The organism is Chryseobacterium indoltheticum (genome assembly GCF_003815915.1).
In the GTDB taxonomy this organism is placed as follows: Bacteria; Bacteroidota; Bacteroidia; order Flavobacteriales; family Weeksellaceae; genus Chryseobacterium; species Chryseobacterium indoltheticum.
In genome coordinates this window covers 556,132-571,556 of record NZ_CP033929.1, presented here as the reverse complement: position 1 = coordinate 571,556, position 15,425 = coordinate 556,132, and the positions used below count along the sequence as shown (strand labels likewise).

The following is a 15,425-nucleotide window of genomic DNA, read 5'->3' as shown; positions in this document are numbered from 1 at the left end:
CGAAATGTATCATTCTAAAATCTGAATGAGTACAGCAAATATATTATGACAGAAAGTGAAATTTGGCAAAAAATAGAACAATTTTTCATTGAAAATTTTGATACCGAAAAAAATGCTCCTATTGAAACTTATTTATTCTTAATAGGCATTCAGGAATTGGGAAGCGGGCAGCAAAAATATACCAAGGACGACAAGCTGAATATCCTTCACATCGCAGTTTGCCGTTTATTGGAACCTTTCGGATATTTTAAATTTTCTCATTACGACGACGACGGTTATCCTCATTTTGAGGAGACGGAAAAACTTCCGGAGCTTAAACCGAACGAGCAACAAATCCTGATGAAAAAAGCAATCATTCAGTATTTTCAGGATGAAGAATTAATTTAAAAATGAGATAATTTGAAAATTGATTAATTATATAAAAAATGGAAAGTAAGTTTTACTTTCCATTTTGTTTTTTACACACGTCACTTCGAGTAGATTTTGAAAAAATCGTATCGAGAAGTTTTAATTCGAATTAAAATAATTTTCAAATTAACACATTATCAACTTTCCAAATTATTAAAAATATCTTCCAACTGATTCAGACCCATTTTAAAACCTTCTTCAAAATCCATTTCCAATTGTTTTTTCATATCATCTTCTGATTGAAAATGTATATTGACCGAAACTTTTGTACCTTCTTCAGTTCCCGTAAAACCAATCAGCCATTGAGTCTGTGGAAATTTCATATCTACATTTCCATCCGCATCACAGAAAGCATCAACACCATCGAAACTTCTATCCTCATTGATTTCTCCATATTTTACAAGTGAAAATATTTTCTCGCCTTCTGGTCCGTTCATTGAGTACAGCCATACGCCACCTTCTTCAAAATTTAAAGTATCAGTTTCACACACCCACGGTTTTGGTGCCCACCACAGGTCGAGGAGTTCGGGTTTCGTAAAATAATCCCACACTTCTGCGGATTTTGCATGATAGATTTTCATCACATAAATACTTTTTGCACGAAAATCCTGATTAAAAACAATTGTTGAGCTCATAGTTATTTTGGTTTGGTTAAAAAATTATCACAAGTTTCTTTAAGAAATCTGGCTTAAGTTTATAATAAAATGTTAAAATACTGTTTTTTAAGAAAAAATAAACAATATTTTGGCGCATTTTTTGTTTACTAAATCTTAAAATGATTAATTTTAACATTCACAATTTTAATTATCCAATGTAATGAATAACAAATTCATCCCGATAATCTCGGTTTTTATGACAATTTCTCTGATCGTATTTGTCACGCTGCAGTTTTATTGGCTCAAAAATTATTATGTGGCATTGGAACAAGAATTTTCTAACAAAGTTTATTCCGCTTTAGAAAATACTTCAAAAAACATAGCAGAAATTGAAGTAGAAAAGCTTTTTAATGAGAATTATGCAAATTTAAGAGACAATGTAAAAGCAAATAAAGACAAGCCCTCCCTGACTACGATTCAACAGACACAGGATTCGGGAACTCAAAAATCGATTGTGTATTACAGAAACCTTACTGAAACTATAAAGCTCCCTATTTCTCTCAAGGGAGATTCTCTGCGCCTCACAACCATGTATACTGACGATGCAGCATATAAAGTAAAAAAAGATACGACTAAACGAGAAATACTCACCTCAGAACTGAATCAGGATATTAGAAGCGGTGATTATAGCCTAAAAGAATTTGTTGAAGTATATGGAAACAATCTTCCTCTTGATAAAAGAGTAGACCGTGCAGTTTTAGATTCTGTGATTACTAAAGAACTTAGAATGAAAGGAATCAGTGCAGAATTCGGTTATGGAGTGACAGATAAAAACAATAAACTAACCAACATTGTAAATAAAGTTTTCAAAGAAAAAAAAGATGCCAATTCTTATTCTTATCCTTTATTTACCGATACAAAAGACCGTACTTTATATACATTAGCTTTGGTTTTCCCTAAAAAAGAATACTCTTTGGCGATGAATAACTGGCCAATGCTTTTGGGAACTTTTCTTTCATTATTGACTATTCTAGGAATTTACATTATTTCTATTAATTATATGATGAGACAGAAAAAACTGGCAGAAGTGAAGACTGATTTCATCAACAATATGTCTCACGAGTTTAAAACGCCGCTTGCAACAATTTCCGTAGCCACAGATTCTTTGGCCAATGACAAAATTGCAACGAATCCTGACAAGGTAAAATATTATTCAAACCTTATCAAGCAGGAAAATCTCAGGATGAAAAAGCAGGTAGAAAACGTTCTGAATATGTCTAAACTGGAACGAAATGAAGTGAAATTATTCTTAAGAGAAACCAATGTAAGAGAATTGATTAAGAAAACCACAGAGTCATTTAATCTGATTATTCAGCAAAGAAACGGAAAGCTTATTCAGGAGTTTAATGCTACTCATTATACTTTTAGAATTGATGAATTTCATATCTCAAATATGCTGGTGAATCTTTTGGATAATGCCAATAAATATTCACCGGAACCACCTGAAATCAGTATTAAAACCCATAATGAAGGTATTTGGTACGTTTTGGAGATTTCAGATAAAGGAATGGGCATGGAAACCCAAAACAAGACTAAAATTTTTGAAAAATTCTTCAGAGAAGAAACCGGAAACATTCATAATGTAAAAGGACAAGGGTTAGGACTTTCGTACGTTAAAAAAATAGTAGAACTTCATAAAGGAGTAATCATTGTAGAATCAGAAAAAGAACTGGGAAGTAAATTTATCATCAAACTTCCGATGGCATAAAATAATTTTAAACAAATAAGAAAATATAAAACATATGAGCAACAGGATATTATTAGTAGAAGACGATCAGAGTTTCGGGGCTGTACTGAAAGATTATCTTACGATAAACAATTTCGAAGTTACCCTTGCCGTAGATGGAGAACAGGGATTGAAAGAGTTTACAGAGAGCGAATTTGACATCTGTATTTTTGACGTAATGATGCCGAAAAAAGACGGATTTTCATTAGCTGAAGATGTGAAAAAAATCGATAAAAATACACCAATCATATTTTTGACTGCCAGAAATATGAGAGAAGATATTTTGAAAGGATATCAATTGGGAGCTGATGATTATATCACAAAACCATTTGATACCGAATTGCTTTTATATAAAATTAAAGCGATTCTTCAGAGAAGTTCTACGTTGGAAAACGAAGAACAGGAACAATTTAAAATCAGCAATATTTTCTTTGATTCTATGCTAAGACAGTTGAGAGTAGGTGATAACGAATACAAGCTTTCACCTAAAGAAAATGAACTTTTAAAATTGCTTTGTCTTCACAGAAACGACTTTATGCCTAGAGATTTAGCATTAAGAAAAATCTGGAAAAAAGAAAACTATTTTACAGCAAGAAGTATGGATGTTTATATTGCTAAACTTAGAAAACTCCTTAAAGATGATGAAGGTTTAGAAATCATCAACGTACATGGTGAAGGTTTCAGACTTTTGGTTAAGAACTAAACAAACGTTAAAATAGCGACATAAAATTAAAATTAGCAAAACAATTCAAAATGTTTTGCTAATTTTGTTTTTCAAGGCAATTTTTTATGTAAAATTCTACACTTTTAATAAAAGTAAACGCAAAACAAATCATTATTGCCAAGAAATAAAATCTATTTATGAAAAATCTACTTTTTGGACTTTTAGCAACTTCGCTTGTTGCAGTTTCATGTAAAAAAGACGAAAAACCAACATATTTAAAAGACGACAGCGGAAATCAGCAACCTAATACTGCTATGAACACGGCTCCGAAACCTTCTCTAATCGATCAGGCAGGAATAAAAACTTCAACGGGTGCGACAATGGTTACCGCATCAGGAATGAATCCCCCGCACGGACAGCCAGGTCACAGATGTGATATTCCAGTTGGACAGCCTTTGAATGGCGCTCCAGCAGCGCAAAATACTGCTTCTCAAAATATTAAGGTGAATGGTAACAATACGGTTCAAATTGATCCAAATGCTGTAAGTCCAACGAAAATAACACCAAATCAAAACGGTCAACCCGTGAAAACTGCTCCGGGAATGAATCCTCCACACGGAGAGCCTGGTCACAGATGCGAAATTCCAGTTGGACAACCTTTAAACAGTAAACCGGCATCACCTGCTGTTCAAACGAATAGTACTCCTATGCAAGCTCCACAGCCAGTTCAAGCTCCACAAGCTGCAGTTGCCAATACAGGCCCAAAGCCAAAGAATAATCCTGCTCATGGTCAACCTTGGCATGACTGCGCAAAACAAGTTGGTGCTCCACTTTAAATATTTTTCTTAGATTTGCACTGTGAAACCGATTCAGCTATTATTAATTATCTTTTGTTTGGGAATTTTTTTAATTCCTAAAGATAATTTTTATGCTCAGGCTTCAAAGGAAAGTTGTTGCAAATCTGAATCTAAAATGTCGTGTTGTGAAAAAAGCCATGACAACCATAATTCTAAAGACAGCAAAAGCAACCATAAATCATGTAATGATGATTGTTGTTCATCTTGCATGACCTGCAACACTTTCGTAGAAAATAATTTTGCAAAAAACAATACTTGGGGAATTTCCTCGTTCAAAACGATCTCAAAAATTCAGGTTCAGTATGCTGATCCTTATATTTCAAACAGTTTAAAAGAAATCTGGCAACCGCCTAAACTAGGTTAATTAAAATTAATTTAACGATGTATCAGTTTACCAATCTACCAATGATTGTTACGCTATAGCATTGTTAAAACATTACATTAATTCAATTAATCTAAATTTTAAACAAAATGAAATTATATTTTACCAAGATAATTCTTGGCGCATTCTTATTATTTACAACCTTCATTTCAGCTCAAAATCTTTCTAAAAGCCAGTTTAAGGTAAAAGGAAACTGTGAGATGTGTAAAGAAAGAATAGAAACAACAGCAAAAAAAGCAGGCGCACAATCTGCTCGATATTCTATAGACCTACAAACTCTTACACTAGAAACGTCAGAAAAAGTTTCACCTGAAGACATTCTAAAAAAAGTTGCAGAAGCCGGTCACGACAACGAAAAATTCAAAGCTTCTGATGAAACTTATGAAAAACTTCCGGGATGTTGCCATTACGACAGAGATTTAAAAACAGAAAACTCAAACATAGAAAATCACAATCACTCTAAAAGTGAAAATGAATTTTTCGTGAAAGGGAATTGCGAATCTTGCAAAGCTAGAATAGAAAAAGCAGCAAAATCTGCCGGAGCAAACTCTGCAGAATGGAGTGCCGAAAAACAAACGGTAACATTAGATTTTGATTCTTCTAAAACATCTGCCGATCAAATTCTTAAAAAAATCGCAGAAGTAGGTCATGATAATGAAAAGTATAAAACAACCGATGATGTTTACAAGCAACTTCCGGGATGTTGTCTTTACGACCGTGATATCGAGTTTGGAGAAAAAAACGAAAAAGTTCATTCTAACGAAACAGAAAAGGAATTTGCAGAAAAACAAGCCAACACAGAAGCTTCTAACCACAATTCTCATTCAACTGGTGAAAAAAGCATTGAAGGGGTAACGATTACAGCATCAAAAGCAGCAACTTCTATCAGTAAAAAAGAAGCTGGTTTGGTTTTTAATATCGATTCTAAAGAACTTTTAAAAGCAGCATGTTGTAATTTATCTGAAAGTTTTGAAACCAACGCAACTGTTGATGTTTCTTTCAGCAATGCTGTTACGGGAACGAAACAGCTTAAAATGTTAGGTTTAGACCAAAAATACACAAGCTTAACGAAAGAATTATTACCTGAAATCAGAGGTTTGGCTTCCGCTTATGGATTGAATTTTATTCCCGGAAGATGGATCGAAAGTATTCAGCTGACAAAAGGAGGAAGTACTGTAACAAACGGTTATGAAAGTATTACAGGACAAATCAACACAGAGCTTATTAAGAATTCTAAAACACCTGAAACTTCATTAAACCTTTTTGCCGATTTCAACGGAAGAGCCGAAGCAAACATTACGCACGTAGCAGCGATTAATGATAAATGGTCGCAAACTTTTTTACTTCACGGAAACGGAACTTTCGGAGACACCGATATGAATGACGACAATTTTCTTGACCGTCCGAAAGGAACTCAGATCAATGCGGCTTATCTATTGAATTATAATGATTTGGAGCGTTCTGGTTTTGGGTCACATTTCGGAATTAATTTTATAAAAGATGAACGAACTGCAGGACAAATAGGATTTGATAAAAAACTTCCTCAAAGTGAGCAGTCACTTTACGGTGTTGGAATTGACATTTCAAGATTTCAGGTTTGGAACAAAACGGGTTATGTTTTTAAAGGAAAACCTTATCAAAGTTTAGGTTGGATGAATCAATATGTGTATCATCAGCAAGACAGCTTTTTCGGTTTGAGAAATTATTCAGGACAGCAACATACTTATTATTCTAATTTGATTTTTGAAAGTATTTTAGGAAATACCAATCATAAATACAAAGCTGGAGCGAGTTTCTTATACGATGGTTATGAAGAAAATTATTTAGTTGATAACTTTAAAAGAAATGAAATTGTTCCTGGAATTTTTGCTGAGTATACTTTAACAGGCTTAAAATATACTTTGGTTGCAGGAGCAAGAGCAGATTTTCATAACTTGGCAGGAACACAGTTTACACCGAGATTGAATTTCAAATATGATTTTACTCCGCAAACTATTTTTAGAATTTCTGCGGGAAGAGGTTTCAGAACAGCGAATGTTTTTGCTGAAAGTCAGCAATATTTTGCATCAAACAGAAACATTCAGATCTTACAAAACGGTGGAGACATTTATGGTTTGAGACCAGAAATTGCTTGGAATTATGGAGTGAGCTTACAACAGGAATTTAAAATTTTTGGTAAAAAAACAACCATTGTTGCTGATTTTTTCAGAACAGATTTCCAAGATCAGGTTTTGGTAGATCTTGATCGTTCACCTCAGCAATTAACGTTTTATAATCTTGATGGAAAATCTTTTGCCAACTCATTTCAGACGCAGTGGGATTTCACCCCTTTCAAGAATTTTGATGTAAGATTGGCTTATAAATATTATGACGTACAGGCAGATTATTTGGATGGAAGACGCGAAGTTCCTTTCATGGCAAAACACAGAGGTTTCGTAAACTTGGCTTATGCTACCAACAAAAATAAAAACGAAGGATTCTGGAGTTTTGACACTACATTGAATTGGGTTGGAAAACAAAGACTTCCAAATACTTCAACCAATCCTACGGAGTTTCAATTGCCAATGTATTCTGAATCATATGCTGTTTTGAATGCGCAGATTTCTAGAAATTTCAATAAAAAATTAAGAGCTTATTTAGGTGGAGAAAACCTAACTTCTTATCATCAGAAAAATGCGATTATGGATTTCAGAAATCCTTTCGGAAACTATTTTGATGGCGGAATGGTTTACGCTCCAATTATGAAAGCTAATTTTTATGTTGGGTTTGACGTAACATTTTAAGGTTGAGATTGAGAGGTTTGAATAATTTTCAAATTAATTCATTTTCAAATTCACAAATAAAAAGGCATGGTTTCGATAATTTAATGATTATGAAATCATGCTTTTTTGTATCTTTATGTTAAATTAAACATCAAAAATTTTAATATGAAACGTAACGCAACAGCCGTTTGGAATGGCACTGTAAAAGAAGGTAAAGGACATTTAACTACCCAAAGCACAACTTTAAATCAAACTCAATATTCTTTCGGAAGCCGTTTCGAAGATGGAGTTGGAACCAACCCTGAAGAATTATTAGCGGCAGCTCACGCAGGATGTTTCACCATGAAACTAAGCGCAGAATTAACTCAAGCAGGCTTCACTCCTGAAGAGCTTACAACAAAATCAGTAATCACGCTAGATCCTGCAGCAGGAAAAATCACTAAATCTGAATTGACATTAACCGCTAAAATCCCTGGAATTTCTGAAGAAGATTTTCAAAAGTATGCGAAGATCGCTGAAGAAGGCTGTCCTGTAAGTCAGGCTTTCAGTTTTGAGATTAGCTTGAATGCTACTTTAGCAAACTAAGCATACGATAAAACTTAATTATAGCATCAATAGAAACGGGTTAAAGCCCGTTTTTATTTTAAATTTAACTCAAATTATTTTAGCTTAAAATCAAGAATAATCAACAATATATTTAATTTAAAAATATACCAATCGGTATATTTATGTATATTTGTACGTTGATTATTGAAGATGTCAAAAGCAGAAAAGACAAAACAATTCATTATCGAGAAAACGGCCACTTTGTTTAATACCAAAGGTTATACCGCTACGTCTTTGTCTGATATTACAGAAGCAACCGGCCTCACAAAAGGCAGTATCTACGGAAATTTTGAAAACAAAGACGAAGTATCTCTTGAGGTTTACAAATACAATTCGGGAATTCTCAAAAAAAGTTTGATGAGATCATTCAGCGAAGAGTTTCCTACAATGTCTGATAAACTCTATGCTTTTGTGTCTTTCTACAGAAAAAACTGGCAATTGGTTTTTCTACATGGCGGTTGCCCATTGATGAATGCTGCAACAGAATCTGACGATACCTTTCCTGCATTAAACAATCAGGTAAAATTATCTTTTGAAGACTGGACAAAAACTATTTCAGAAATCATTAAAACCGGGCAAATCAATAATGAGTTCAATAAAAAAATAGATCCCGAACAATACGCTTCGCTTTTCATCATCCTTATTGAAGGTGGAATTTTGCTTTCTAAAACAACAAAAGATGAAAAACATTTAAACCTTGCTTTAGATAGAATTCTACTACTCATCGACAAAGAAATTAAAAAAAATCCTTTATAATATAAATGGTATGGACAAACTGCAGGCATTAAAATCATTCATCGGAAAAGAATTTACCGCATCACCCTCTCCTTTTATGAGATGGCTTAATCCGGTGGTCGTATCGGCTGAAGAAGGTCAAATTGAATTTCAGTACACCGTAAGAGAAGAATGGCTAAACCCGATGGGAAATATGCACGGTGGCGTAACGGCAGCAATTATGGATGATATCATTGGCGCAACCATGTTTTCTTTAAACGAAAAAAACTTTATTGTAACCGTAAATAACAGCATCGATTATTTTTCAACGGCAAAAGAAAATGATAAAATTGTAGCCGAAACCAAAATCATCAAAAGAGGAAAACAGTTTGTGAATGCACAATGCGAAATTTGGAATGCAGACAAAACAAGACTTATCGCAAGAGGAACCTCCAATTTATTCAAAATTAATAACTAAATATAAAAATCCCTTTTACTGAATATCTATACATAAAACAGTAAAAATTGTGATTTTAATGACTTAAAAAATATATACAGCCACCTATGAAAAGAGTTGTCATTACAGGATTGGGCGCAGTAACGCCTTTAGGAAACAATGTTGAAGAATTCTGGCAAAACAGCATCAATGGGGTGAGTGGAGCAAATAAAATCACTCATTTCGATACCGAAAAATTTAAAGTACACTTTGCGTGTGAAGTAAAAAACTTTGATCCAAAAGTTTATCTAAACCACAACGAAATAAAAAGAAGCGACCTTTTTTCACAATACGCAATGTATTCATCTGCAGAAGCGATAAACGATTCAGGGCTTGAACTTGAAAGAATGGATCCGTTTGACACCGGAGTAATCTGGGGAACCGGACAAGGCGGAATGTGGACCTTTGAAAGTGAAGTCATGAATTTTGCAGCAACAGATCAAAATCCTAGATTCAACCCTTTTTTCGTCCCCAAATTTATCGCCAATATGGCTTCAGGAATGATTTCTATGAAGTTTGGTCTTCAGGGAATTAATTACACAACGATTTCCGCTTGCGCAACAGGAAATACCGCTTTGATGGATGCGTTCAACTATATCCGTTTAGGAAAAGCTAAAGTAATTATCAGCGGTGGTTCGGAAGCTGCAATTACGCCCGCTTCAGTTGGTGGGTTTTCTGTAATGAAAGCAATGTCTACAAGAAATGATGATTTTGCTACAGCAAGCCGCCCTTACGATGAAAGCCGGGACGGTTTTGTAATGGGTGAAGGAGCCGGAGCTTTGGTTTTGGAAGAATACGAACACGCAAAAGCAAGAGGCGCAAAAATCTATGCAGAATTGGTAGGAGCCGCGATGACTGCCGATGCGTATCATATGACGGCACCGCATCCTGATGGAGTTGGAGCCATAAAAGCAATGGAATTGGCATTAAAAGAAGCCGGAGCAAACGTTGAAGATATTGATTACCTAAATCCTCATGCAACCTCTACTCCACTTGGAGATTTGGTAGAATTAAAAGGAATCAGCAAATTATTTAAAGGAAGTAAAAATCTTGATGTAAGCGCAACCAAATCGATGACAGGTCACTTGTTGGGAGCTGCAGGTGCTGCAGAAGCTATTCTTTCAATTAAAGCTATCGAAAAAGGAATCATCCCGCCAACGATCAATCTTCATAAGATCGATGAAAATATTCCAAAAGATGTAAATATTATTTTTGGTGAAGCAAAAGAAAAGAATATTCAATTTGCACTGAGCAATGCCTTCGGTTTTGGAGGTCACAATGCCACTGTGGTATTCAAGAAGTTTTCTTAGACCTAATCTAAACTATTAAGATTTAGTTGAGTTTAAGATCTTACTTTGTCATAAATGTTTAAATTCGGCTTAGCTAATTATTTAAAATTATTAAATTGAAACAAAAAAACCGCCTCAGTTGTGAGGCGGTTTTTTGTTTTAAGCTTCTTTCAACCATTCCGATGAAGAAAGATAGTTCTGATCGGGATAATAAATAAAAAGACAATTTTTTCCCTTTATTGTATTAATAATCGGTTTTGTTAAATCTCTAGGAATTGCAGGACAACCCCAGCTTCTTCCTATTCTTTTGTGCGTTGCGGCAAACTCTTCACTTACATAATCTGCTCCATGCATCACGACGGCTCTTTGCAAAGCGGCATCATTATATCCTTTATCCATGCCCAGAAGCTTCAGTGAATATCCATTTCCGCCTTCATAAGTAGCATCTGTAACATAAAAACCAAGACTGCTTTGGTAAGAACTTTCGGTATTAGAAAAATTCATTGCAAATTCTTCGCCTGTATTTTTACCGTGAGCTACCAAAGAATTGAAAAGAACTTTTTTCTTGTCCATATCGATTACCCAAAGTCTTTTGGTATTTGATGACATAGAAAAATCGCAGATAGTCAATAAATGTGCATTTACATCAAGCTTTCCGGCTTTTTTAAGATTATTAAAACCCAATATTGCCTTAGAGAAAACATCAAAGTTTAGTTTATGATCAGTGTCAAATAAGATAGAATTGTAAAGTTCTTCAGAAGAACTCATTTCATTTTTGCTTTTTTCAGATTTAATTTCAACAGCAGTTTCTATTTTTTTTGTGTTGGTATTTTCATTCTTTACATTCTCGTTTTTTGGAGAAAGATAAAAAGAAGTGGTTACCATGTACACAATGCCTAATACGCTATAAAATCCTTTCATTCAATATTATGTTAAATTAAAATTCCGGGTACAAATTTATAAAATCATAATTATCAATGAGTTAAAATGAAAAAAGTTTAACGCAATTTAAGAAACTTTAACTCACAATAATCATTTTTCAGAATCTGGAACAAACTCCAAACTTACAGAATTCATGCAATATCTTGTACCTGTTGGTGGCGGTCCGTCATTAAAAACGTGCCCCAAATGAGAATCGCATCTTTTACAAACTACTTCAATTCGTTCCATCCCATGGGAAGAATCGCGGTTATAGCTTACTCCACTTTTATCGGCTTCAAAAAAACTTGGCCAGCCACAACTGCTGGAAAATTTAGAATTAGATCTGAATAAATGATTTCCACATACCGCACAATAGTATTCTCCCAATTCATCAAACTCATTATATTTTCCGGTGAAAGGTCTTTCTGTTGCTGCTTCTCTTGCAATTGCATAAAGATCCGGCGAAAGAATTTTACGCCATTCATCATTAGAAACATTGAGTTTCTCTTTATCTGTTCTTGAGTAATATGGATTGTTTTCTGTTTCGTTTTGCATAAAGTTTTATTTTAAATTAATAATACGTCACAAAAGTTATGATAATACCTGATTTTAAATTGATAATAATTTTTTAGTTGATAGATAAGAATCACAATTATTAAAACAATTAAAATCAAAAGACTTTAATTCAATTTAGGAATTTTTTACGTGAATTCATTCCTATTTTAGAAAAAATCTATTAAAACCTATATTCTGATGTGAAAAACAACTTGATTTTATAAGGCTTTTTATGCAATATACTATATTTTAGTACCCTGATTAAGTCAATAATTAAAAACACATCTAATGTCTCAAAAAAAACTTGGCGAATGGTACGCTACCGCAATTTGCGGAAATGATATTACTTCATCTGTTTTATATGTATCTGCTCTTACAATCGGCGTTGCCGGACAATACGCCTGGATCTCACTGCTAATGGTGGCAGGAACTCTTTTTCTGTTCCGGAAAATATACAGTGAAGTTGTAGGCGCACTTCCCTTAAATGGAGGAGCTTACAATGTATTACTCAATTCATCATCAAAAAATAACGCCGCTATTGCCGCAACACTCACCATATTATCTTATATGGCGACCGCTGTAATATCAGCATCCGAAGGAATGCATTATCTGCATCATATTTTCCCAAGCTTTAATGTGGTAATTGCGACATTCGGACTTTTGCTTCTTTTCTTATTTCTTACCATTCAGGGAATTTCAGAAAGTGCAATTGTAGCCTTAATTATTTTTATACTACACATAGCCTGCATGTTGATCTTGGTAATATTCTGCAGCATTTTTATATTTCAGCACGGTATAAGTTTTTTTATTGAAAACTGGCATTCCCCTTTAGAAGGTGGAGGAATTTTTAAAGCTTTAATTTTAGGATTCAGTGCTGCAATGCTAGGAATTTCAGGTTTTGAAAGTTCTGCCAACTTTGTGGAAGAGCAAAAAGCCGGCGTTTTCCCGAAAACTTTAAAAAATATGTGGATTGCCGTTTCGGTACTCAATCCTTTGATGGCTATTTTAGCAATAGGAATAATGCCGCTTTCTGAAGTAAATGAATATAAAAACTCATTTCTTTCGCACATGGCCGAGCTTACCGGAGGAAAAACACTCGCCACTATTATATCCGTAAATGCCGTTCTGGTCTTAAGCGGAGCTGTTCTCACCTCTTTTGTCGGCGTAAACGGATTAATCAAAAGAATGACGTTAGACAGAATTCTTCCCAATTATTTCTTAAAAGAAAACAAAAAAGGAAGTACGTACAGGATTTTAATATTATTCTTTTTACTTTGTATATCGGTTCTTTTCGTTACAAAAGGAGAAATTGGTCCTTTGGCAGGTGTTTATGCCTTATCATTTCTTACCGTAATGGCATTTTTTGCGATTGGAAACATTTTGCTGAAAATTCGCCGTGCCAGACTTCCGAGACCAGAATATGCATCACCAATTTCGGTGTTAATCGCCTTAATTGCTGTCGTGGTCGCCATCTACGGAAATATAAAAACCAAACCCGAATATCTACTTACTTTTCTTACCTATTTTCTTCCTTCTGTATTGATCGTTTCGGCAATGCTGGCAAGGAAAGATATTATGTTTTTTATCGTAAAGACTTTTAAATCTACCAATAGAAACTACAGAAAACATATTATTAAAAGCGAAAGATCCCTAAACATTTCCATTAAAAGACTTACCGAGCAGCAGTTTGTATTTTTCTCTAAAGGAGATGATATTTCCACATTAAATAAAGTAATGATGTATCTTAATGAAAACGAAGTTACCAACCGGATAAAAATAGTATCCGTATTGGAAGAATATCAAAAACCTACGGATCAGTTTCTTTCAGATTTTGATGCGCTAGACAGAGCTTATCCGGAAGTAGACATGGAATATATTATCGAACAGGGACAATTTACGCCGGAGAAAGTAGACGAGCTTAGCAACCGGTGGTGCATTCCGAAAAACTTTATGTTTATTTCTTCACCAGGCGAACGATTCAGCCACAGAGTTGAAGATTTAGGTGGCGTAAGACTTATTCTGTAAATTATATATTGACTATTTTAGCCTATATAATTTTACATAATATTTTGCAGCAAGTGTGGATTGTTTTTTGATGTTATACAAACTACACCAGTTTTACCCATAATTTTTGAGAATATGAACGATGAAGCCAAACGAAAACAGCTCAGAAAATATAAAGCCTTTGCTACAGGACTTTTTGTTTTGATGGCAGTTATTTTCATTATTACCACAATTTTACAAAAGACTCACGATTCTCACTGGATTGGCTATGTGCGTGCATTTTCCGAAGCTGCAATGGTGGGTGCTTTAGCAGACTGGTTCGCTGTGACGGCGCTTTTCCGTCATCCGTTGGGCTTGCCGATTCCGCATACCAATCTGATTGAAAACAGCAAGGAAAAGTTGGGTGACAATCTGGGAAGTTTTGTGGTTTCTAACTTTCTTTCTCCAAAAACAATTCGTCCTTATATTCAGAAAATTAAAATTTCGAATTTTGTTGGTGAATGGCTTACAAAAGAAAGAAATCAGGAAGCTTTAATTAAAAACCTTTCAGACATCATTCTGGATATTCTAAACAAGCTGGATGATTCTGAAGTAAGCAGTTTTATCAGCAAAAAAGTAAGCGAAATGACCGACGATATTCAGCTTAATAAAATTTTGGGAAATGGTATTATTTATCTTTTAGACAAAAATGATCATCAGAAAATAGTTACTAATCTGTCAAAACAGATCAAAGAATATCTTATTGAAAATGATAGCATGATTCAGGAAAGGGTAAAAAAAGGGAGTTACTCCTTTATTCCTTCGTTTGTCGATAATAAAATTGCCGAGAAAATTGCGAGCGGACTTTCAGATTTTTTCAGAGAGGTGGAGGAAGATACTAATCATGAAATCAGAGGTTTAATAACAAAAAAAATCTACGAATTTTCTAATGATTTAAAAGAAGACCCAAAATGGAATGACGAATTCAAAACCATCAAGAATGATTTTCTTAAAAATGATAAGCTTGAAGAATATTCTAATGACATTTGGCTTTCCATCAAAAAAACTTTGAGCACTGAATTGCAGGAAGAGGAATCTTCATTAAAAAAATACATCACCAAAAACCTGAATGAGTTTTCTCAAAATTTAAAAACCGACGAAAAACTTCAGAATAAAATCGATCATTGGGTACGAGTAACTGCTTACAAATATATTCTGAAAAACACCCATCAAGCCGGAAACCTCATCAGCTCAACCGTCGGAAACTGGCAAGGAAAAGAACTGAGCGAAAAAATGGAACTTGAAGTTGGAAAAGATCTTCAATTTATACGTGTCAACGGAACTTTAGTTGGTGGATTGGTTGGTTTGATTATTTACACGATTTCCCATTTTTTTATTTAAATAAT

Annotated in this window: 15 protein-coding genes; 12 read left to right on the top strand and 3 right to left on the bottom strand. The window is 34.2% G+C overall.

All coding sequences use genetic code 11. The features are described from left to right. Window positions 1–45 precede the first annotated feature (45 nt). A complete protein-coding gene (locus EG358_RS02715) occupies window positions 46–387 on the top strand; it encodes a hypothetical protein (RefSeq protein WP_066676445.1) in 342 nt (113 codons plus the stop codon). A gap of 158 nt (window positions 388–545) precedes the next feature. On the opposite strand, the gene EG358_RS02710 is transcribed toward EG358_RS02715, so the two are convergent. Then, on the bottom strand, window positions 546–1,043 hold the full coding sequence (locus tag EG358_RS02710) for an SRPBCC family protein (protein WP_076557182.1): 498 nt from the start codon (window positions 1,041–1,043) through the stop codon (window positions 546–548). Window positions 1,044–1,224: 181 nt separating this feature from the next. Between EG358_RS02710 and EG358_RS02705 the strand changes: the two genes are divergently transcribed. The 9 genes from EG358_RS02705 to fabF all read left to right on the top strand — a co-directional run bounded on the left by EG358_RS02705 (window position 1,225) and on the right by fabF (window position 10,581). Beyond that, window positions 1,225–2,772, top strand: a complete 1,548-nt coding sequence (locus EG358_RS02705; RefSeq protein WP_076557180.1) for a sensor histidine kinase — start codon at window positions 1,225–1,227, stop codon at window positions 2,770–2,772. Between the two features lie 34 nt (window positions 2,773–2,806). Further along, window positions 2,807–3,493 carry a response regulator transcription factor gene (locus EG358_RS02700; RefSeq protein WP_074230805.1) on the top strand — a complete coding sequence of 229 codons (687 nt, stop codon included), beginning with the start codon at window positions 2,807–2,809 and terminating at the stop codon, window positions 3,491–3,493. Between the two features lie 158 nt (window positions 3,494–3,651). Then, window positions 3,652–4,290: a polyadenylate binding domain-containing protein gene (locus tag EG358_RS02695; RefSeq protein ID WP_076557178.1), complete on the top strand. Its 639-nt coding sequence runs from the start codon at window positions 3,652–3,654 to the stop codon at window positions 4,288–4,290. Between the two features lie 58 nt (window positions 4,291–4,348). Continuing rightward, window positions 4,349–4,675, top strand: coding sequence for a hypothetical protein (locus EG358_RS02690; RefSeq protein WP_228421250.1), 327 nt, complete (start codon window positions 4,349–4,351; stop codon window positions 4,673–4,675). Between the two features lie 107 nt (window positions 4,676–4,782). Further along, window positions 4,783–7,476: a TonB-dependent receptor domain-containing protein gene (locus EG358_RS02685; protein ID WP_076557174.1), complete on the top strand. Its 2,694-nt coding sequence runs from the start codon at window positions 4,783–4,785 to the stop codon at window positions 7,474–7,476. Window positions 7,477–7,620: 144 nt separating this feature from the next. Continuing rightward, window positions 7,621–8,040 (top strand): OsmC family protein, encoded by a 420-nt coding sequence (locus EG358_RS02680; protein WP_076557172.1) that lies wholly within the window; start codon window positions 7,621–7,623, stop codon window positions 8,038–8,040. 171 nt (window positions 8,041–8,211) lie between these two features. Next, window positions 8,212–8,817, top strand: a complete 606-nt coding sequence (locus tag EG358_RS02675; protein WP_076557171.1) for a TetR/AcrR family transcriptional regulator — start codon at window positions 8,212–8,214, stop codon at window positions 8,815–8,817. A 10-nt stretch (window positions 8,818–8,827) separates the two neighbouring features. Beyond that, window positions 8,828–9,253 carry a PaaI family thioesterase gene (locus tag EG358_RS02670; protein WP_076557169.1) on the top strand — a complete coding sequence of 142 codons (426 nt, stop codon included), beginning with the start codon at window positions 8,828–8,830 and terminating at the stop codon, window positions 9,251–9,253. A gap of 86 nt (window positions 9,254–9,339) precedes the next feature. Further along, complete coding sequence (fabF, locus tag EG358_RS02665; protein WP_076557167.1) at window positions 9,340–10,581, top strand: beta-ketoacyl-ACP synthase II; 1,242 nt, start codon at window positions 9,340–9,342, stop codon at window positions 10,579–10,581. Window positions 10,582–10,719: 138 nt separating this feature from the next. On the opposite strand, the gene EG358_RS02660 is transcribed toward fabF, so the two are convergent. Both EG358_RS02660 and msrB read right to left on the bottom strand, forming a co-directional pair. Further along, on the bottom strand, window positions 10,720–11,481 hold the full coding sequence (locus EG358_RS02660; RefSeq protein WP_076557165.1) for a murein L,D-transpeptidase catalytic domain family protein: 762 nt from the start codon (window positions 11,479–11,481) through the stop codon (window positions 10,720–10,722). 111 nt (window positions 11,482–11,592) lie between these two features. Further along, window positions 11,593–12,036: a peptide-methionine (R)-S-oxide reductase MsrB gene (msrB, locus tag EG358_RS02655; protein ID WP_076557163.1), complete on the bottom strand. Its 444-nt coding sequence runs from the start codon at window positions 12,034–12,036 to the stop codon at window positions 11,593–11,595. 288 nt (window positions 12,037–12,324) lie between these two features. Between msrB and EG358_RS02650 the strand changes: the two genes are divergently transcribed. Both EG358_RS02650 and EG358_RS02645 read left to right on the top strand, forming a co-directional pair. Then, window positions 12,325–14,061 carry an APC family permease gene (locus EG358_RS02650; RefSeq protein WP_076557161.1) on the top strand — a complete coding sequence of 579 codons (1,737 nt, stop codon included), beginning with the start codon at window positions 12,325–12,327 and terminating at the stop codon, window positions 14,059–14,061. Window positions 14,062–14,175: 114 nt separating this feature from the next. Continuing rightward, window positions 14,176–15,420: a DUF445 domain-containing protein gene (locus EG358_RS02645; RefSeq protein WP_076557159.1), complete on the top strand. Its 1,245-nt coding sequence runs from the start codon at window positions 14,176–14,178 to the stop codon at window positions 15,418–15,420. Window positions 15,421–15,425: the final 5 nt, after the last annotated feature.

Bases quoted from the DNA above. Each gene is read 5' to 3' on its own strand.
- EG358_RS02645 (WP_076557159.1), top strand. From the start codon at position 14,176: ATGAACGATGAAGCCAAACGAAAACAGCTCAGAAAATATAAAGCCTTT.
- msrB (WP_076557163.1), bottom strand. From the start codon at position 12,036: ATGCAAAACGAAACAGAAAACAATCCATATTACTCAAGAACAGATAAA.
- EG358_RS02685 (WP_076557174.1), top strand. From the start codon at position 4,783: ATGAAATTATATTTTACCAAGATAATTCTTGGCGCATTCTTATTATTT.
- EG358_RS02680 (WP_076557172.1), top strand. From the start codon at position 7,621: ATGAAACGTAACGCAACAGCCGTTTGGAATGGCACTGTAAAAGAAGGT.
- EG358_RS02695 (WP_076557178.1), top strand. From the start codon at position 3,652: ATGAAAAATCTACTTTTTGGACTTTTAGCAACTTCGCTTGTTGCAGTT.
- fabF (WP_076557167.1), top strand. From the start codon at position 9,340: ATGAAAAGAGTTGTCATTACAGGATTGGGCGCAGTAACGCCTTTAGGA.
- EG358_RS02675 (WP_076557171.1), top strand. From the start codon at position 8,212: ATGTCAAAAGCAGAAAAGACAAAACAATTCATTATCGAGAAAACGGCC.
- EG358_RS02660 (WP_076557165.1), bottom strand. From the start codon at position 11,481: ATGAAAGGATTTTATAGCGTATTAGGCATTGTGTACATGGTAACCACT.
- EG358_RS02705 (WP_076557180.1), top strand. From the start codon at position 1,225: ATGAATAACAAATTCATCCCGATAATCTCGGTTTTTATGACAATTTCT.
- EG358_RS02715 (WP_066676445.1), top strand. From the start codon at position 46: ATGACAGAAAGTGAAATTTGGCAAAAAATAGAACAATTTTTCATTGAA.
- EG358_RS02700 (WP_074230805.1), top strand. From the start codon at position 2,807: ATGAGCAACAGGATATTATTAGTAGAAGACGATCAGAGTTTCGGGGCT.
- EG358_RS02710 (WP_076557182.1), bottom strand. From the start codon at position 1,043: ATGAGCTCAACAATTGTTTTTAATCAGGATTTTCGTGCAAAAAGTATT.
- EG358_RS02670 (WP_076557169.1), top strand. From the start codon at position 8,828: ATGGACAAACTGCAGGCATTAAAATCATTCATCGGAAAAGAATTTACC.
- EG358_RS02650 (WP_076557161.1), top strand. From the start codon at position 12,325: ATGTCTCAAAAAAAACTTGGCGAATGGTACGCTACCGCAATTTGCGGA.